This window comes from Anabaenopsis sp. NIES-4685 (assembly GCF_059725405.1).
Genome location: NZ_AP043602.1, coordinates 3,643,043 through 3,662,345, shown reverse-complemented (window position 1 = coordinate 3,662,345; position 19,303 = coordinate 3,643,043). Strand labels below are relative to the sequence as shown.

Sequence of the window (19,303 nt, the reverse complement as noted above, 5' to 3'; positions counted from 1 at the left end):
AAATACTGATTGCTGATTCATACCAACAATTTGGCGGCTGTGATATCATGGGAGATTGCTGCATACATTTAACATAACTAGAAACTGAATCTATCATGGCTCTGACGCAACAGCGCAAACAAGAAATCATGTCGAACTATCAAGTTCACGAAACCGATACTGGTTCTGCCGAAGTTCAAGTTGCCATGCTGACCGACCGCATTAGTCGCCTCAGCTTACATCTCCAGGCAAATAAAAAAGACCATTCCTCCCGTCGGGGATTATTGAAGATGATTGGTCAGCGCAAGCGTCTTCTCTCCTATATTCAACAAGGTAGTCGGGAAAAATATCAAGATTTAATTGGTCGTCTCGGTATTCGTGGGTAGGAATTATCGCTTATGTCTGCTGAAGAATCCGATCGCAGCCCCTTACCTTTTGAACCAAAAACCAAGCGCCAAAAACCCACCAAAGGCACCAGTAAACCACAAGCACAGGTAAAGACTGTAGAAAGACCCCCTAGCAATCAGCCACCTTTCACTAAAGAAGAAATGGCCATTCCCGAGGTTGTTAGCCAAAGGATGATCCGGCGTGTGGCGGGATTCTGTGGTATACCAACAGCTTTGGGCATTACAACCCTAGTAGTGAGTTATTTACTGGCTACGTATACAGAAATCCAACTGCCTCCCATTGCCGTGTTATTGGTGAATATGGGATTATTTGGCATTGGAGTTTTGGGGATTACTTATGGTGTTCTTTCCTCCTCTTGGGATGAAGAAAGACCAGGGAGCCTATGGGGTCTAGGCGAATTTAGTACCAATTGGGGTCGAATGGTGGAAGTGTGGCGCGAAACTCGGCAAAAAAACCTATGAGCCTTGGCGCTCAGGTATCAGACTAACTGCGGTATGGGCTAGATTGTGAAGTTAGGCCATTTTACCTAACTTCCAAATTCCTAAGTAAAACTTGGGGATATTTGATTAAACCTTATACTGGGCAGCATAAGTACTGAGCGCCTAATCTTTTAACGTCATCTGCCAATCTGTATATTTCCTTAGGAGGATGATACACAGATGATGAGTTTGGGAACTAAATATATTTGAACTTAATTTAAATTCAATATTTAAATTCAATAAAATAAACAATATAATGTGTCTCCTACTTGTTTGAGGTTAGCCAATAGCTAGTTATTTACTAACAATAGATTACATATCCTCATAAATGCTAAGATAGTGGTATGGCTTATGTACCACTACGAGAAGCAGTTAAACAACTGGGACTGCACCCAAACACTTTAAGGAAGTACGCAGACAATGGCAAGATTGAAAGCATCAAAAACGAAGCAGGACAAAGACTTTTTAACGTTGAATCCTACCTCCGTGGTGCCACTAGAACTTCCATTGTCTGCTACTGCCGAGTTAGTTCAACCAAGCAACGAGACGACCTTGGTAGACAAATCGCCTATATGCAATCACTCTACCCAGATGCCGAAATCATCAAAGATATCGGCAGTGGAATCAACTTTAAAAGAAAAGGACTACAAACCTTACTGGACAGACTTATGCTCGGAGATCAGCTCACGCTTGTTGTTACCTGTCGTGACCGACTCGCAAGGTTTGGATTCGAGCTTATTGAGTACATGGTCGAGCAAAACGGTGGACGAATCGTGGTTCTCGACAACACTGTACATTGCCCAGAGTCAGAACTTACCTCGGATCTTCTCTCCATCCTCCACCTCTTCTCTCGTCGGATGCACGGACTCAGGAAGTACAGTAAAAAAATCAAGGAAGATCCGGATCTTCCTCACAACCGAGCAGAGGCGGATCGTTAAACAGTGGTTTGGTGTATCCAGGTTTGTTTACAACACCACCGTCAAACTGCTGCAAGACTCTAGCATTAAGGCTAACTGGAAAGCGATTAAGACTGACATAATGAACGGACTACCAGAATGGAGTAAATCAGTCCCTTATCAAATTAAATCAATTGCCATCAAAGATGCTTGTAAGTCTGTCAGCAATGCCAAGAAAAAGTTTAAAACCGGTGGTGGTATTAGCAAGATTAAATTTAGGTCAAGAAAAGACGCTGTACAATCTTGCTACATTCCCAAATCCGCAGTAAAAGATGTGGGAATTTACCACACTATATTAGGTAAGGCAACCTTGAAAGAAGCCTTACCACAAAGCTTTGGCGACTGTCGTTTAGTATTTGCATACGGTGATTACTATTTGACAGTTCCAGAGGATGTGCTGCAACAGAAGTCTGATAACCAAGGACGTGTTGTAGCACTTGACCCCGGCATCAGAACATTTATCACCTTCTTTTCTGAATGTAGTTTTGGTGAAATTGGCACATCTGCTAATCTGGGAATTCAGAAACTATGTTTTCGTTTAGATAAGTTAATTTCTAAATTCACTAAAGCCAAGTGCAAACAAAGAAGAAGGATGAAACTTGCTGCTAGTAGACTGCGAGGTAAAATCAAAAACCTTGTAGACGAATTGCACAAGAAAACTGCTCGATTTTTGGTTGATAACTTTGACATTATTTTACTGCCAACCTTTGAAACATCCCAAATGTCTCAGAAGGCGAAACGACGAATTAGGTCAAAGTCAGTGCGCCAAATGTTAACACTCTCTCACTACCGATTTAAGTGTTTTCTCAAGCATAAGGCTTTTGAAACTAATAAAGTAGTTATGGATGTCAACGAAGCGTACACATCAAAAACAGTCAGTTGGACTGGTGAAATCATCCCTAACCTTGGTGGTGCTAAATTCGTTAAGTCTCCATCTGATGGGCGGGTAATGAGCCGGGACATAAATGGTGCGCGAGGGATTTTCCTACGTGCATTGGTTGATGCGCCCTCTCTTAAAGAGTGTATTTGTTAGTGAATGTTAGCAAAAAAGTATCGGTTTGATTCAAATAATCAGGTAATTTTATATGATTATAGTCATGAAAAGCGGTTCCCCAGAAATGGAAATCAACCGCATTAGCCAGGAACTTACTACCTGGGGACTCATACCAGAAAAAATCATCGGTCAACACAAGGTGGTAATTGGTCTGGTAGGTGAAACAGCCAGTTTAGACCCGTTACAGATTCAGGAACTCAGCCCATGGATCGAGCAGGTATTGCGGGTGGAGTTACCATACAAACGGGCGAGCCGCCAGTTTCGACATGGACAAGCCTCTGAGGTAGTGGTTAATACTCCCAATGGTGATGTTGTATTTGGAGAAGACCATCCCCTAGTTGTTGTTGCTGGCCCTTGCTCGGTAGAAAATGAAGAAATGATCGTGGAAACGGCCCAGCGGGTGAAAGCCGCAGGAGCGAAGTTTTTACGTGGTGGAGCCTATAAACCTCGCACTTCGCCCTATGCCTTCCAAGGTCATGGTGAGAGTGCTTTAGAACTGCTGGCTCAGGCACGGCAAATAAGTGGTTTAGGTATTATTACTGAGGTTATGGATGCTGCGGAACTGGATATGATCGCCGAGGTGGCTGATGTGATTCAGGTGGGAGCTAGGAATATGCAAAATTTCTCCCTGCTCAAAAAGGTGGGGGCGCAACCAAAACCAGTTCTATTAAAGCGAGGCATGGCTGCTACTATTGAAGATTGGTTGATGGCAGCTGAATATATTTTAGCGGCGGGAAACTCCAATGTAATTCTATGTGAGCGGGGAATTCGGACTTTTGACCGCCAACACACTCGCAATACTTTAGATTTATCAGTTGTGCCGGTATTGCGGAAGCTCACTCACTTACCGATTATGATTGACCCAAGTCATGGTACTGGCTGGTCGGATTTTGTGCCAGCAATGGCTATGGCGGCGATCGCTGCTGGAACCGATTCCCTGATGATTGAAGTCCACCCCAACCCAGCCAAAGCTTTATCTGATGGACCCCAATCTCTGACACCAGAACGTTTTGATTCCTTAATGCAGGAATTAGCAGTGATTGGTCAGGCTGTGAGACGTTGGCCCGAACCGGTGGTTGCTACAGCTAACTAGGAGTGTTTGCGGCACGCTAAGGCGTAGCGTGCTGCCGGCTTTACCTTCTTCTACCAGAACCAAAAGAGCGACTGGGACTACGTGTAGAACGTCCACCAGAACCAAAACCACTACCAGTATTGCGTCTAGTGGTACCGGATCTATTAGAAGGTCTGAGATTACTGCTACCAAAACCGGAACCAGAGGGGCGATTGGTGGTATTCGTCGGTGGTGTAGTGCGTACGGTTGAACTACCAGGGGATGATCTTCTAATGTTACCTGTGGTGCGGAAAGTCGTGCGGTTGCGCTCCACTGCTGGTGGTGCATTGTAGCGAGTCCGATAGTTATTCACTGCTTGATTATAGGTACTACCATAACCACCGTAACCAGTTAGCACCCCTCCTGATTGATAAGCAGGTGGTACATAGTATTGGGGTCTAAATAACATATTACCGATTACCTGACCGGCGATGTTACCAGCTACAGCGCCGGCAAAAGGTGCCCAGAAGTTGCTTTCTCGTCGCACTACCACTGTTTCTTGTTGTCCTGTTTGGGGATTGGTTTGTGTTTCAGTGACGTTGTGGACGTACTCAATTTTAAAGTCTTCGGTCATATACAAGGCGGGTTCTCCGTTTTCCACCTTCAAAGAAGTCTTTTTTCCCTCCTGGATTTGTTCATCGGTGAGCCTTGCCATTTGCAAATTTTCAGTTTTAAAGGTTGGGGGTCTACTGTTGAGTAAAAACAGTGTATACTCCCCAGTGCCATCGTCAAAACTAGCTTGTTGCACCTGATACTCACCATCATTGAGCTTGCTAGCTGTAGAGGTGGGGCTAACACTTCTAGTTTCAGGGGTGGTTTGGTTAGAATTACCACAGGCTACGGTTGTTAAGCACAAAGTCAGTGCTAAAAAAATCACTGTAAATTTTCGTAATATGCTCATGAGCGTTTTACTATGTCCTATTTTTCAGCTTAACAAGGTTTTATGGGGGTGGGAATGTAGAGACTACCCAACCAGTTACAAAGGAATTAATTCTGGGTAATATTGCAACAGCTGATCATTAGTCAGTTGATCTCCTAACTGTGCTGGGGAGAAATGTACTTGAATGGCGCGCAGTTTTTCTTGATAGTGCAGATTGATTAAAGCTTTTAAACCATCTTTTAATGCGGGGATGTTGGACAAGTCTGCTTCTAAATTGGGAACTTCTCCTTCATAGGCTACAGTCAACATCACAATCACATTCCGGGTTACAGGTATGGAAAAAGATTGATTTGAACCTGAATTGGAACTGGTATCAAACTCTGCGCCGTAGCGTTGGGCGGAATCACTAAATAATTCGTTGACGTAATCTCCCGCTTCACCTTCATCCCAAAATACGTCGCCTTCATTGGCAGCAGACAGCCAAGCTTGATCATATCGCAAGAGGGTTTCGCAAATTTCGACTAATCCTTCTCCCAGTTCTTGCAGGTCACCTTCAGCTTCTATGGCATCCCTAGCTGTACTATTTAATACTCCTAAAATCGGTGCAACCTCAGAGCCAGCTAGATGTAAAAACAAGCGACAAACTACATAGCGAGTTCGACCCATCATTCTATTAAAGGCACGCATTTACTTGCTCCATAATTTTGAATAGTACACTAATAAGTGTGACACAAGTATTGTTGATGTATGCACAAAATACATATAGCGTTTCTGGCTTGAATAGGTACACTAACCCTATAGTTAAAATCTAAGAAGATGAAAATTGGGATTCTAGGACTGGGACTCATCGGTGGTTCTTTGGGTTATGATTTGCGATCGCTCGGTTATGATGTTTTAGGGGTGACTCGTCAGGAGTCTACCTGTAAACGTGCGATCGCTCTTGGTATTGTTGATCAAGCATCTGTGGACATGAGTTTGTTAGCCGCCGCAGATGTAGTGTTTATTTGTACACCCATAGGTATGATTATACCGCAATTCCAGCAGCTAATTAATTATTTACCTGCCACTACTGTGATCACTGATGTTGGTTCAGTTAAAGCCCCCATAGTCCAGAAAATCGCCCCTATATGGGAAAATTTTATTGGTGGTCATCCCATGGCCGGAACAACAGATAGTGGTATAGATGCGGCTCAACGGCATTTATTTATGGGTAGACCCTATGTCTTGACACCAGATGCTACCACACCCAAAACAGCAATTTCACTTATAGCAGAAATTGTGCGATCGCTGGGGGCTAATCTTTATTATTGCCCACCGGAGCAACATGACACAGCGGTGAGTTTAATTTCCCATTTACCTGTCATGGTGAGTGCGTCCTTAATTGCTACTTGTATGGGCGAAACAGACTCCCAAGTACTGCAACTAGCCCAAAACCTTGCTAGTTCAGGTTTTCGCGATACGAGCCGTGTGGGTGGCGGTAATCCGGAATTAGGAGTAATGATGGCAAAATATAACCGCCAAGCATTACTGAGTTCACTACATCAGTATCGCCAAAGGCTAGATGAATTAACTAACCTGATTGAACAGCAAGATTGGCAAAGTTTGCAGTTAAAGTTGGAGTCCAACCGGAATGACCGACCCAAATTTGTTGACTAATCTTGGGTTGGGTGACATCACCCTAGTGATGATCAAATTCTAGGACTTCTTGTTAGCATCTACAGGCATTATAGATGTAGATATAGAAAGATAAATTTTCAAATGACCATATACTTTTACAAGGTGTGGCAACCTTATGGCTGTTTTTCTAACTTTTCTCCCCACGGGATCACAATTCATGGTACTTACTGGCCCACTGTAGAGCATTATTATCAAGCACAAAAATTTGTCGGCAGTGTAGATGCAGTTATTATACCTGTGATTCATGCAGCCGAAACCCCGGAAGCAGCAGCGGCTTTAGGCCGCTGTCCTACTCGCCAACTGCGTCCAGACTGGGAGATAGTCAAAACCCAAGTTATGGGACAAGCCGTACTGCAAAAGTTTATGACTCATGGCGACATTAAAAAAATTCTTTTGAACACAGGTAATCAAACCCTAGTGGAAAACTCCCCCAATGATTATTTCTGGGGTTGTGGGGTACAAAAAACCGGTCAAAACCATCTTGGTAAAATTCTCATGGCTGTGCGTGAAGAAATCCGCGCATCACAACTTTCTACGGTATTTTTAGGGGGACGTAAGTTGGATTAATTACAGATTAGTGGAAATCGCCTGTACTGGACAGGTAGGGATACACTGTTCACAAACAATACAGCGCGATCGCGTGAATGTCAATTTATATGTTTCCGGTTGTAAGCTCAGGGCTTCTGTAGGGCAAACCCCAGTACACAAACCACAATGGACACAGACATCCTCATCAATGACAATTTCACCTAGGTTGTGAGAAACACTGATATGGCGCGATCGCATCCACTCAATAGCTTCATTTAAGCGGTCAATATCTCCAGACAATTCTACCACAAGTTTGCCAATTTGGTTAGGAGCCACTTGGGCGCGGATAATATTGGCAGCAACGTTAAATTCTTTAGCCAGTAAGTAAGTAACTGGCATTTGAATAGCCCGTTTAGGAAAAGTGAGGGTAACTCGTTTTTTCACAGGTTCAGCAGGGACTTTAGTCTTTTTTTAAATTTTAACTCTAGGGCGATAGGGTAATCGCTGCTGTTAAAGGCGATCGCCATTCTATCTACTCCCATTCCCCGTGGTTAGCCATAAGGCTTTGTTGAAGTTATGTAAAAGGGTGTTGAAAAGGATGTATAATCAATGGAGAATATCCATCAAAGATTGAAATTAGGACAAAGGCCTAACTTTTAGCATCAGGAGGACAAAACAATGACAGCAACACTTACTATGTCATCCCTCTACGCTAAACTATCCAAAATTGGGTTAAACCAAGACTATGTAAAAAATAATGGTTTACCAAGTTGGTGGAATGATGAACTCAACGATAAACCCATGGCTGTGTTAGAAGGGGCTGGTTATATCGCTGATCACCTTAACCTTAACTTAGAATCCTTGTTGGTAGAAGAAAACATTAGGTTTAATTCCTCCCCTCCTACTAAGTTTAAGCAGCATAACAGCAAAAATCAGGATCACCCTTATGTGGCTCAAGCTTTAGCTAGTCGGGTAGCTGAGTTAACTGCCTACGGTACGGAAGCCAATTTTACATCTTTACCCACTGATGTTAAGAAAATTAGAGCAGAAATTTTAACAAATCATACCACTGTTAATTTAAAATCCTTACTCGAATATTGTTGGAGTAAGGGCATAGTTGTTGTTTATTTTAACAATTTCCCTCCGAAGATCAAGAAGTTTGCTGCATTAATTCAATGGAGGTTTAATAGTCCTGTAATCATTCTCAGTTCCCAACATAAATACTCTGCTAGATTAGCTTTTGACTTAGCCCATGAATTAGGTCACTTAGCATTAGGACATCTAAAAGAAGGTATTTTAGTTGATGAAGAAATAAAGTATGATTGTAATCAAAATGATGATGATGAATGTCAAGCAAATAAATTTGCTACTCAGTTATTATTAGGTGATTGTGATAATTGTTTAGAAGATCAGCGTATTTTTCAGCATAACCAGTTAATTAAGTACGCTCAATTAATCTGTCAAAAAAATCCTCATGTTCATGTGGACTCAATTGTACTTAATTATGGTTGGCACACAAAGAAAAACTGGGGTTTTGTTCAGAAAGCTTTAAAGAAATTAGACTCCTTAGCTAATGGTCAACTTGTTAATGAATATTTAGCTGAGAGATTAGACTGGGACAAGTTTAATGATGAAAGCTATGAGTATTTAGAAAAAGTCTTAGGAGTTTAATTTTCTCAGGGTCATTTTACTGTTTAGATAATGATATTATTCTTAAACTGGCTACCTGCGATTTATTTAATGAAACCCTGATGACATTTAAGATTAATGCAAGTCAAATACAAATACTTGATAGTTTCAAATATAAATTTGATGTAAACAGGCAAATTAAACGTAGAAGAGGGAATAAAGCCGACAATAATTCTACAGAATTTGATATTAAAAAAGCATTAGAAATCGTTGAAAATTGTGCAACTCTTTCAGAGCATAATCCTAATATTGATAGAGATATTTATTTGAGACTGATGGATTCTTGTAGAAGAAGCAATGATAAAACAGATACAATTGATCAAGGAGAAGCAATTTTAATCAGTTATATTTTCTACCTGAGTCAACAGGGTTATACCAATAATTATTTATTAACCCACGATAAATGCTGTTTAAGGGCTTTAATAAAGTCTGGTTTTACTGAGATTATTGAAAATCTTGAGGGGAGAATTTGGTGTTTAGAGCAATTGATTTTTAAGTATATTGAAAAATTTGGTTTTGATATAATACAAACAAAAGTTTACCCTAGCCGATATTGTGACCAGAATATAAAAATGATATTTGGTTATACTATCAAAGCAACAGAAGAGGTAGTAAAAGAAAATTTGAACACAGAAATTATAGTATTAAGACGAGAGACTGGTAACTTACTTTATCCTTATCCCTAAGAGGATGTTTGGAAAGTCATGATTAGTGTATCTAATATTTTTAGATCCCCCTAAATCCCCCTTGAGAAGGGGGACTTTGACTCTAGTTCCCCCCTTTTTAAGGGGGGTTAGGGGGGATCAAGAAGTGTCTAAAATCACCTTATAAAACTTATCAAACATCCTCTAATTCTGATAGCATTTCCCATGCTCGTGAGGTACAAAGTTTTTTAGTTTGAGGGAACACACCGAACACACCGAACACCGTAATAGGAAATTTGTGTATACTTCATTAACCTGAAAAAGGTGCGCGCTGCTGTTATAGGCGATCGCCCCCGTCTAAAAGTTACTATCACCACTTCCGGGGTTGAAAATCCGGCTCATTTAAAATCACCACATCATCACCGCACAGACCCAAAACAAATAAACCTTAACCAGAACGGTGTAAAATTTACATTTAATGCTACATAGAGAACCGGGGGTTAGAAACCCCCGTCTAATAGCTAAAGTCAGATAAATCTGACTAAAAAATCATGTATGTGATCATACTCTAGACCGCCAATAAACCTTTGCGTACCTTTGCGCCAAACTTTGCGCCCTTTGCGTTTAACAACAGATAGTGGATATAAACGAATAGATGATAGATCACATGGGGGGTTTTATCTCTACCCTAGGGTAGATGACAAACTTACAGTTATTCTAACTTAAAGTTATTTACACTTGTATAAATTTTAATAAACTGTCTGCTAAATCACTAACAGCTATCCTTTATATTTAAATTTCTGCCCTTGTATATCCCCTAGTTTCCCCATGTCCAGACTTTTGATTAGCCAGTACCAAGCAGAAGTAGCCAAAATTATCCAGTTTGGCGGTTCCCGCAAAGAAACTTCTATTCGCGTGGCTTTTCAAAACCTCTTAAATGAATATTGCAAACCCAGAGACTTTTTACTAATTCCCGAATTGGATTTTAAATTACCTAATGGTAAACTAGTTTATCCCGATGGTACGGTTAAAGATGCTTTGCGATTAGATTGGGGTTACTGGGAAAGTAAAGACCAATATGATAACTTAGACGAAGAAATAGACAAAAAGTTAAATAAAGGTTATCCTAGTAGTAACATCCTCTTTGAAGATTCCCAAACTGCGGTTTTAATTCAAAACGCCACAGAAACCCAGCGGGTATCGATGAAAGATGCTGAAGCTCTAGATACACTAATTACCAACTTTATTAATTATGTCAGACCGGAAGTTAGAGATTTTCGGTCAGCTATAGATAGTTTTAGGCAAGATTTACCCACTATCTTAGATTATCTCAGAGATTTGATTGATAGTCAAGGGGAAACTAACAGTAATTTTCAAACAGCAAGGAATAAGTTTTGGTCAATCTGTCAGGAGTCCATTAACCCAGAAATCAGTTTAATTGATATTCGCGAAATGATGATTCAGCACATCCTCACAGAGGATATTTTTCTCAATATTTTTAACGAATCTCAGTTTCACACAGAAAACAATGTCGCACGGGAGTTACAAGGGGTAATTGCTACCTTCTTTACTGGAAGTGTGAAACGTAACGCTTTAGGGAGTATTGAAAGGTATTATGCCGTAATTCGGCGCACAGCGGCTAATATTGCTAATCATCAAGAAAAACAAAGATTTCTGAAGTCTTTGTATGAGAACTTTTATAAAGCTTATAACCCCAAAGCAGCGGATAGGTTAGGAATTGTCTATACTCCTAACGAGATTGTCCGGTTTATGATTGAAAGCACGGACTTTTTAGTACATAAACATTTTGGAAAGTTGTTAGCTGATCGGGATGTAGAGATTTTAGACCCAGCGACGGGTACGGGAACCTTTGTGACTGAGTTGATTGATTATTTACCTGCTCATTGCTTAGAGTACAAGTATAAGCATGAGATCCACTGTAATGAGGTGGCGATTTTACCTTATTATATTGCGAATTTGAATATTGAGTACACCTATAAGCAGAAGATGGGGGTATATGAGGAGTTTGAAAATATCTGTTTTGTGGATACTTTAGATAATACGCTGTTTGTGGGTAAGCAGATGGATTTGTTTGCGATGACTGTGGAGAATACAGCGAGGATTAAAAGACAGAATGATAGAACTATTTCAGTGATTATTGGCAATCCTCCTTATAATGCAAAACAGGAGAATTTTAATGATGATAATGCTAATCGGGGTTATGAGGCAATAGATAGGTTAATTAAAGCGAGTTACGTTAAATATAGTCAAGCTCAAAATAATATTGTCCTGTATGATATGTATACCCGGTTTATTAGATGGGCTTCTGATAGGTTGGGTGATAATGGGATTATTGCTTTTATTTGTAATAATTCTTTTATTGATAGTATCACATTTGATGGGTTAAGAAAGTCGGTCAGTGATGATTTTAATTACATTTACGTTATAGATTTACATGGGGATGTCAGGAAAAATCCCAAACTTTCAGGAACTACACATAATGTTTTTGGGATTCAAACTGGTGTAGCTATTATGTTGATGGTAAAAAAACCGGATACTGATTTTAATAGATGTCAAATATTTTATATTCGTCGTCCTGAGTTTGAAACAGCAGGTGAGAAGTTAGGATTTTTATCTAATACCAAGTTTAATCAAATTCCTTTTGAACATATTACACCGGATAAAAAGCATAACTGGATAAATCAAACTGATAATGATTTTGATAGTCTTTTACCTGTGGTTGATAAGAATGTAAAAGCAGGTAAGGGACAAGAAGCTGTATTTAAGTTGTTTACAACAGGATTAAAAACTAAAAAAGATGAATGGGTTTATGATTTATCTTATCAAAATCTTAAAAATAAAATGGATTTCTTTATATCGGTTTATCAAGAAACTTTAAAAGATCAAAACTTTAATGCTAAAGAAAAAATTAAATGGGACAGAGAATTAATTAAATTTTTAAATAACAAAATTAAAAAAACATTTCATTCTAATCAAATCGTAAATAGTTTATATCGTCCATTTACCAAAAATTACCTATATTTTGATAAACATTTAAATGCCATGATGTTGCAATGGCTAAATATTTATTCTATAAATAACCTTGACAATAAATATATTGCCTATTCTGCATTAGGAAATACAAAATCCTTTCATTGTTTAGCTAGTAATACAATAATTGATTTACACCTAACAGGTGATTCCCAATGTCTCCCCCTGTACAGATACGACCAAAAAGGAAACCGCATAGATAACATCACCGACTGGGGACTAAAACAAATTCAAACCCATTACCAAGACACAACAATTACTAAAATAGATATCTTCCACTACACCTATGGAGTGCTACATAACCCAGAGTACCGCCAAAAATACGAACTCAATTTAAAACGAGACTTTCCCCGCTTACCTTTATATGATAACTTTCCCCAATGGGTGGACTGGGGAAAACAACTGATGGATTTACATATTAATTATGAAACCGTCACACCCTACAAACTCAGTCGGGTTGATATTCCCTTAAAAGGTAACCAAACCACACCGAAGGCGAAGTTAAAAGCTGATAAAACCCAGGGGAGTATTATCTTAGATGATGTAACCACATTACAAGGTATACCCAGTATAGCATGGGAATATATGTTAGGCAATCGTTGCGCCTTAGAATGGATTTTAGATCAATATAAAGAGAAGAAACCCAAAGACCCGACTATTGCGGAAAAGTTTAATACTTACCGGTTTGCAGACTATAAAGAACAGGTGATAGATTTATTAATGCGGGTGTGTAGGGTGAGTGTGGAAACTATGAATATTGTTAATCAGATGTCGGGTGGTTAAGATCCCCGACTTCTTAGATCGTTAGAGATAGTCTAGGATAATTTAGCTAGAAGTCGGGGATCTGTGTGACTGTGGGAGGGGATGGTAAGGCGATATTAAAGGCGATCGCCAATCTATACACTCCCCTCCCTTTGTAAGGGGAGGGGTTGGGGGTGGGGTCAAACCTCATCATAATACCTGCGCAGGGCGATATTAAAGGCGATAGCGAAGCGCTGCTGCAAGGCGATCGCCTTCGCAATTTTACAAACAAACCCACGGGACTGCGGTCAAAAGCAAAACCATTAACCACCAATAAATACGGTTGTTACCGTTCCTCCGTCGGACACCCCAACCGCACCGCCACATTCTGACAGTGTTGCCCCACCCGGGGTTGTAAACCCCCAACTGTAACCAGATTTGCTGGTAACTGCACTGCAAATGATCGACCTGGATGTATTTCATCCCACATCGAACGCATCTGTGCTCCTCGTCCCTTACCCGGTGCATGGATACCAAAACCAGAAATAACGCTGCACCACAGGGGTTGGAAATGCCGTATCAACACAGCTTCTGCCCAAGCAACCAAATCCACCGCCATTGCTACCACTGCAAAATCAAAATCCCCAACATCTAGATTTGTGGCTTGAAGGATGGAACTGCGATGTTCCCGCAAACGCCCAATCAAGCCTCCCGCAATGCTTCCCTTCCCAGTACGCTTACCCGGATTCTCAGCCTTGCCAATATAAATCGGCATACAGCAAGCAGTTTGGTTCGCAACCCGAACACCTGAATACAAGGGGAACTCACCCCTGTAATAAAGCAAATAAATACCCACATAGCCAGCCAACTCCTCTTTAAAATCTTCCAGTTGCGTAAGGGGATGGCATTGCTGTCTAGCCTGAAACTCAATTAATTGGTCGCGTAAACTGGGGGGTGCTTGAAAAACCTCTAGGGGACATGGGCAATTTATGACTCAACAGCACCTATATCTTCCTGCGAACTGTTCCCCAAGGCAAATTTTCCCCTAACGACTCAGAACTTTTCCGCCAACGCTTGACCCCGAAGGAAGTTGAGGGGGTAATTCCTCTAAATGCTGGCGGATACTGGCGGCAATAATATAAGCTAGGGTGACGGGAACCGCATTGCCAATTTGTCGCATCGACTCACCCCAGGTACAGGGAAAACAATAATCATCGGGGAAAGTTTGCAATCTCGCTGCCTCCCGCACTGTAAAATAACGCACTTCCCGAGAAGGCAAAGCCAGCATATTCTCTCCACCAGGGACACCATGCACCCCCGCTTTCAAAGTTTTCGCCGGCTCATCCAAATTACTACCCGTATGTCCTGGATAACTTTTTGCTCCTGGGATGTAAACATGGTTGGGTATCGATGCTGCTATATCGACGTTTTCGGGTGGTGGCAAGTCAGAAATAGTATCCCGAACCGTACACCAAGGAGCAGTCATTGTACTTAACAAATTTGTGCCAAATCGTTGCAAACGGGATTTTAATTTTGCTGGTATTTCCGGACGGTCATTACTAGAAACACCGTGTTTCTCCCAATACTCACCCGTTACCCACTTGTGCCAAATCAAGGCTTCTTCGGTGTGGGTTGGTTCGCGAAAAGACCAATTAACATTCAAATCGTCACGAAAACCCACGATAAAAACCCGTTCCCGTTTCTGCGCTACTCCATAATCCGCCGCATTCAGCAACCTAAACGTGACCCGATAACCAAGGTCATCCCTAACACCACTATTGTGATGGCCTTGCAACCTCGCCAAATGGTCAACCCAAGACTCATCCTGTTTGGGCTGCATCTCAGGGTGGGCAAGCTGTAAGTTAATATACTTAAAATAATTGATAAAATTTTGACGCAATAACCCACGCACATTCTCAATCAAAAAAGCTTTAGGGCGTAACTCCCGTACCGCTTGAAAAAACCGGGGAAACATATCCCGTTTGTCGAGGTGGGCACCATGTCTTCCCCCGATCGAGAACGGTTGACACGGTGGACCACCAGCCAGTAAATCTATTTCCCCACCAACACTAGAAAAATCGAAATCCAGGACATCCATCTGATGGACGCGCCAATCCCTAACAACAGATACCCCGCGCTGTTGATTTTCCCGAATTGTGTGGCAGCTGTGCTTATCGCGTTCGACGAGTGCCAAATGATGGAACCCAGCCTTAGCTGTCCCTAAAGCCAAACCTCCAGCACCCGTAAATAGTTCTACTGATTTCACGTTTTTGATTTCAAGAACACCTCATTATTATATAAAACTCGTATTTGAGTTGAGAAATTACCGGTAAGGAAAGGTATGGCAGAAGTATTGAAGGAATTGTACGAGGTTATATGCGATAGCGAAGCGCTGCTGCAAGCAGATCGCGCAACGCTGCTGTAAGGCGATCGCCACTCTATACACTCCCCTCCCTTTGTAAGGCTATTCATTACCCACATTTTTCTTAACAATCTTGAAACATTTATGTGGCAACGGTTTCAACGCTTGAAAATTTCCCTACTCTTGACAAAATGTACCTTATTCTTATTGATAAAAACCTTATTTTATTGATAATCATCAACGGAGGATTAAGGTTTGGGGGTTTGCGAGCGATCGCTCTCACGAATGTTAAGAAAGATCCGGGTAATGGATAGCTTTGTAAGGGGAGGGGTTGGGGGTGGGGTCAAACCTCATCATAATACCTGCGCAAGGCGATGTTAAAGGCGATCGCCTCAGTACAGATGCAATCATCCCCCAACCATAATTAGGTTTTAGCAGAATACATACAAGTGAAGCCGTTAACCTTGACACTCCCCACGTCTAAAGCCGGGGGATTCTTGAAGAGTCACCAAACTGACCTTCAATGGTGCTGGCAAAAACACCCTACACGCTCGAAACAACTACCAGTACAAGTAGTGGCGCACAACTAAAGTAAATAAATTTATTGGCAATTCATACCAATTAGAAATGAGGTTTTCAGAGCGCATTTTTTCTAAACTAACAAATGCTTGAAGTGAACAAAATATGTGTGTTTTGATTGCTTGGCTATCTTTAACCATTTATCCTACTCTAAAGTAGTAAACATAAAATTACCATTTGGTAGTATTATGCAATCTGAAAAAATTTCTATTTCTTTACCATCCTCTTTATTGCAGTTTATTGAAAATTACAAATTAAATAAAGGCTGTAAATCTCGTTCAGAAGTAATTGAATTAGCTATAGAGCTATTGCGTTATCAAGAATTAGAGCGAGCTTACCGGGAAGCAGCGCAGGAAATTGACCCAGAATGGGATTTAACCGTAGGGGATGGACTCAGTGATGAAACGTGGTGAAATATACTTTGCAAATCTTAGTCCCGCAGCGGGGTCAGAAATGGATAAACGCCGTCCTGTAATCATTGTTAGCAATGATTATATAGTCATCCTATTTGACTTGAGAAATTATGAGTGAGGAAAGGGAACAGGGAACAGGGAACAGGGAACAGAAATTGTTCATGAATTATTTAGGATTGCTATAATAATAATGCTTCTACTACGTTAACGATTTTACCCATTACATCTAATACCAGTCGTGTATATCCTTTTGAGGTTTTATTAAATCCAGAAGATTCGGGTTTATCTAAACCTTCTAGGGTGCAAGCGCAACAAATTCGGACAATTTCTAAACAGCGCATTTTAGGAGATGTGGTAGGGTGTTTAAGTCAAGAGTTGATAGATTTGGTCAATGATGCTATGAAGTTACATTTAGCGTTGCAGTAGCAGATAGTCAAATCATTCCAGTCTCACTTTGTGATTTTGCTGAATTTGATGTAATAATTCTTGAAGCAAAGCCTCTACATAACTATGACATCTACCCACAATATTTGCTTGCTCTACCTCCTGCCATTTTTTAGTTCCATCGAACTCACGTTATAGCATTTCCCATGCTCGTGAGGTACAATTTTTTTAGTTTGAGGGAACAGGGAACACACCGAACAGGGAACAGGGAATTGGTGTGTACTTCATGAGCCTAAAAAAGGCTATAATACAAGTCAAATACAAATACTTGATACTTCCCAATATAAAAATCACAATAGTTAATAACTGTTAATAAATTAACCATGACTACAGAATACCCTATTAATTCTACTTCTCAGCCTCAAACCACCTCCGGAACCAGGGTGAGAAACTTCTTAATTGCCATAGTAGCGATCGCTCTGAGCGTAGCCTTAATATTAGGATTGAAAACCCAGACAACCTCCGCCTCTTTAGCCGACCTAGATAAAGCATCAACTCCCTTAGAAATGGCTATCAGCAACGGTAAACCGTCAATAGTCGAATTTTACGCTAACTGGTGTACTGTCTGCCAAAAAATGGCTCCTGATGTTGCCCAACTCAAACAACAATATGGCGACAAAGTAAACTTTGTCATGTTGAATGTAGATAATAACAAGTGGCTCCCAGAGATGCTCAAATACCGAGTAGATGGTATTCCCCACTTTGTCTTTTTAGGTGCAGATGGGGAAACCATCGCCCAAAGCATCGGAGATCAACCCCGTACGGTCATGGCCAGTAACTTAGAAGCCTTAGTTACCGGGTCATCTTTACCCTATGGGCAAACTAGCGGGGAAGTGTCCCAATTTCGCGCCCCAGTAGCACCGGTTAATAATCAAGATGACCCCCGCAGTCATGGGAGTCAGGTAATTAATTCAGGGTCACTGTAGGCGGATAGATACGCTACCGCCATGGGCTGGTAAACCTTCAGTTTCTGCTAGAGTTACAGCGGCCTTACCTATTTTTTGCAGTGCTTCTTGATTACACTCTAAATAGGTAATTCGCTTGAGGAAGTCATAGACACTCAAACCGGAGGCGAAACGGGCTGACCGGGCGGTGGGAAGTACGTGGTTAGGTCCGCCTAGGTAATCCCCAATGGCTTCTGGGGTGTAACGTCCTAAAAACATACTTCCCGCACATTTAATCTGATCAGCAAATAGTTGGGGGTTATCTATGCACAGTTCGACGTGTTCGGGGGCTAACTGATTTAATAGTGGTATACTGTCGGTGAGGTCTTCCACTAAAATCACCGCGCCATGTTTTTGCCAACTGGCGGTTGCTACTTCTTTGCTGGGGAGATGGGTAAGAATCTGCTCAATGCATTGTATCACATTCTCGGCAAACTGGGCAGAATCGGTAATTAAAATTGACTGGGCGCTGGGGTCGTGTTCTGCTTGGGATAGCAAATCCCAGGCTATCCATTCTGGGTTATTTTGGCTATCTGCTACTACCAAAATTTCCGATGGACCGGCTACACTGTCAATACCCACTGTTCCAAATACCTGGCGTTTGGCTTCGGCAACATAGGCGTTACCTGGACCGACAATTTTATCTACAGGGGTAATAGTTTCTGTACCATAGGCTAAAGCGGCGATCGCCTGTGCTCCCCCTATACTATAAATTTCTGTCACCCCGGCAATTTGGGCGGCCGCGAGGACTGCGGGGTTAATCGCACCCCCTGGCATAGGTACTGCCATGACAATCCTATCCACTCCCGCTATTTTAGCAGGTAAGGCATTCATCAGTACAGAACTCGGATAACTGGCGCGTCCTCCGGGGACATAGATACCCACCTGGGAGAGGGAAACCCAATTTAATCCTAGTTTGACTCCTACTGTGTCGGTGTAACCAATATTTTGGGGGAGTTGTTTTTGGTGAAAGGACCGATTCTGTCGGCTGCTAGTTGGAGAGATTCCTTGACATTTTGCGGACATTGTGCTGCTTGTGCGGCGATAAAATCGGCGCTTAAATGTAGGGATGGGGGACTATAATGATCAAAGCGGTTGGTATATTCTTTAACTGCCACATCGCCGCGCACTTTCACATCAGCCAGAATATCTTTAACTGTACCACTAACATCAACCGTTGTTTCCCGGCGATCGCTCACCAGTGCTTTGAATCTAACGGAAAAATCTGTATCGGTTGTTTTAAGTAGCTGCATAGACTATATCTCTGGATGAATGCGGGTTTTGCCGTAATTTAATTTTACTTAAATCTTGCCGTAGTGCATAAACATTACTTTCTAGCTTTGAGCAGATGTCTACATTCGTGA

Annotated in this window: 21 protein-coding genes and 2 pseudogenes; 15 read left to right on the top strand and 8 right to left on the bottom strand. The window is 41.4% G+C overall.

The genetic code is table 11. The features are described from left to right. Positions 1-95: 95 nt before the first annotated feature. From rpsO to aroF, 5 genes are all read left to right on the top strand, one after another. Entirely contained in the window at positions 96-365 is a 270-nt protein-coding gene (gene rpsO / locus AC6IZ0_RS15645) for a 30S ribosomal protein S15 (protein ID WP_271731647.1), read from the top strand. 12 nt (positions 366-377) lie between these two features. Then, on the top strand, positions 378-848 hold the full coding sequence (locus AC6IZ0_RS15640) for a PAM68 family protein (protein ID WP_497723778.1): 471 nt from the start codon (positions 378-380) through the stop codon (positions 846-848). Between the two features lie 362 nt (positions 849-1,210). Beyond that, positions 1,211-1,804 carry an IS607 family transposase gene (locus tag AC6IZ0_RS15635; RefSeq protein ID WP_497723777.1) on the top strand — a complete coding sequence of 198 codons (594 nt, stop codon included), beginning with the start codon at positions 1,211-1,213 and terminating at the stop codon, positions 1,802-1,804. Then, positions 1,689-2,855 (top strand): RNA-guided endonuclease InsQ/TnpB family protein, encoded by a 1,167-nt coding sequence (locus tag AC6IZ0_RS15630; RefSeq protein ID WP_497726077.1) that lies wholly within the window; start codon positions 1,689-1,691, stop codon positions 2,853-2,855. The genes AC6IZ0_RS15635 and AC6IZ0_RS15630 overlap by 116 nt, the downstream gene beginning before the upstream one ends. A gap of 52 nt (positions 2,856-2,907) precedes the next feature. Then, a complete protein-coding gene (aroF, locus tag AC6IZ0_RS15625) occupies positions 2,908-3,969 on the top strand; it encodes a 3-deoxy-7-phosphoheptulonate synthase (protein ID WP_497723775.1) in 1,062 nt (353 codons plus the stop codon). Between the two features lie 40 nt (positions 3,970-4,009). Here aroF and AC6IZ0_RS15620 read toward each other — a convergent pair whose 3' ends face one another. Then, positions 4,010-4,888 carry a hypothetical protein gene (locus AC6IZ0_RS15620; RefSeq protein ID WP_271732969.1) on the bottom strand — a complete coding sequence of 293 codons (879 nt, stop codon included), beginning with the start codon at positions 4,886-4,888 and terminating at the stop codon, positions 4,010-4,012. Positions 4,889-4,963: 75 nt separating this feature from the next. Next, a complete protein-coding gene (locus AC6IZ0_RS15615) occupies positions 4,964-5,554 on the bottom strand; it encodes a DUF1517 domain-containing protein (protein WP_497723773.1) in 591 nt (196 codons plus the stop codon). 129 nt (positions 5,555-5,683) lie between these two features. Between AC6IZ0_RS15615 and AC6IZ0_RS15610 the strand changes: the two genes are divergently transcribed. Beyond that, on the top strand, positions 5,684-6,523 hold the full coding sequence (locus AC6IZ0_RS15610) for a prephenate/arogenate dehydrogenase (RefSeq protein WP_497723771.1): 840 nt from the start codon (positions 5,684-5,686) through the stop codon (positions 6,521-6,523). A 102-nt stretch (positions 6,524-6,625) separates the two neighbouring features. Further along, a complete protein-coding gene (gene ybiA, locus AC6IZ0_RS15605; protein ID WP_497723769.1) occupies positions 6,626-7,111 on the top strand; it encodes a riboflavin biosynthesis intermediates N-glycosidase in 486 nt (161 codons plus the stop codon). Here the strand turns inward: ybiA and AC6IZ0_RS15600 are convergent, their stop codons facing one another. Continuing rightward, entirely contained in the window at positions 7,112-7,516 is a 405-nt protein-coding gene (locus tag AC6IZ0_RS15600) for an NIL domain-containing protein (protein WP_280801604.1), read from the bottom strand. Between the two features lie 234 nt (positions 7,517-7,750). Between AC6IZ0_RS15600 and AC6IZ0_RS15595 the strand changes: the two genes are divergently transcribed. The 4 genes from AC6IZ0_RS15595 (at position 7,751) to AC6IZ0_RS15580 (ending at position 13,239) form a co-directional block, all read left to right on the top strand. Next, complete coding sequence (locus tag AC6IZ0_RS15595; RefSeq protein ID WP_497723768.1) at positions 7,751-8,743, top strand: ImmA/IrrE family metallo-endopeptidase; 993 nt, start codon at positions 7,751-7,753, stop codon at positions 8,741-8,743. An 80-nt stretch (positions 8,744-8,823) separates the two neighbouring features. Continuing rightward, entirely contained in the window at positions 8,824-9,447 is a 624-nt protein-coding gene (locus AC6IZ0_RS15590; protein ID WP_497723767.1) for a hypothetical protein, read from the top strand. A gap of 282 nt (positions 9,448-9,729) precedes the next feature. After that, on the top strand, positions 9,730-9,894 hold the full coding sequence (locus tag AC6IZ0_RS15585) for a hypothetical protein (RefSeq protein WP_497723766.1): 165 nt from the start codon (positions 9,730-9,732) through the stop codon (positions 9,892-9,894). 339 nt (positions 9,895-10,233) lie between these two features. Further along, positions 10,234-13,239, top strand: coding sequence for a type ISP restriction/modification enzyme (locus AC6IZ0_RS15580; protein WP_497723765.1), 3,006 nt, complete (start codon positions 10,234-10,236; stop codon positions 13,237-13,239). Positions 13,240-13,285: 46 nt separating this feature from the next. Here AC6IZ0_RS15580 and AC6IZ0_RS15575 read toward each other — a convergent pair whose 3' ends face one another. The 4 genes and pseudogenes from AC6IZ0_RS15575 to AC6IZ0_RS15560 all read right to left on the bottom strand — a co-directional run. Further along, positions 13,286-13,528 (bottom strand): hypothetical protein, encoded by a 243-nt coding sequence (locus tag AC6IZ0_RS15575; protein WP_497723763.1) that lies wholly within the window; start codon positions 13,526-13,528, stop codon positions 13,286-13,288. Positions 13,529-13,543: 15 nt separating this feature from the next. Then, the gene (locus AC6IZ0_RS15570; RefSeq protein WP_497723761.1) at positions 13,544-14,053 is read right to left on the bottom strand and encodes an Eco29kI family restriction endonuclease; all 510 of its coding nucleotides are present in this window, start codon (positions 14,051-14,053) and stop codon (positions 13,544-13,546) included. Positions 14,054-14,242: 189 nt separating this feature from the next. After that, positions 14,243-15,463: a DNA cytosine methyltransferase gene (locus AC6IZ0_RS15565; protein ID WP_497723760.1), complete on the bottom strand. Its 1,221-nt coding sequence runs from the start codon at positions 15,461-15,463 to the stop codon at positions 14,243-14,245. Positions 15,464-16,119: 656 nt separating this feature from the next. Next, positions 16,120-16,278 (bottom strand): annotated as a pseudogene (locus AC6IZ0_RS15560) (IS701 family transposase); the annotation flags it as partial. A gap of 48 nt (positions 16,279-16,326) precedes the next feature. Between AC6IZ0_RS15560 and AC6IZ0_RS15555 the strand changes: the two are divergent. The 4 genes from AC6IZ0_RS15555 (at position 16,327) to AC6IZ0_RS15540 (ending at position 17,921) form a co-directional block, all read left to right on the top strand. Then, positions 16,327-16,551, top strand: coding sequence for a ribbon-helix-helix domain-containing protein (locus AC6IZ0_RS15555; RefSeq protein ID WP_497723758.1), 225 nt, complete (start codon positions 16,327-16,329; stop codon positions 16,549-16,551). Next, on the top strand, positions 16,526-16,669 hold the full coding sequence (locus AC6IZ0_RS15550; RefSeq protein WP_497723756.1) for a type II toxin-antitoxin system PemK/MazF family toxin: 144 nt from the start codon (positions 16,526-16,528) through the stop codon (positions 16,667-16,669). The genes AC6IZ0_RS15555 and AC6IZ0_RS15550 overlap by 26 nt, the downstream gene beginning before the upstream one ends. A gap of 92 nt (positions 16,670-16,761) precedes the next feature. Continuing rightward, complete coding sequence (locus AC6IZ0_RS15545; RefSeq protein ID WP_497726076.1) at positions 16,762-16,977, top strand: type II toxin-antitoxin system PemK/MazF family toxin; 216 nt, start codon at positions 16,762-16,764, stop codon at positions 16,975-16,977. A gap of 341 nt (positions 16,978-17,318) precedes the next feature. Beyond that, a complete protein-coding gene (locus AC6IZ0_RS15540) occupies positions 17,319-17,921 on the top strand; it encodes a thioredoxin family protein (protein ID WP_497723755.1) in 603 nt (200 codons plus the stop codon). Here the strand turns inward: AC6IZ0_RS15540 and hisD are convergent. Further along, a pseudogene (hisD, locus tag AC6IZ0_RS15535) lies at positions 17,913-19,192 on the bottom strand (histidinol dehydrogenase). The gene AC6IZ0_RS15540 and the pseudogene hisD overlap by 9 nt on opposite strands. Positions 19,193-19,303 lie beyond the last annotated feature (111 nt).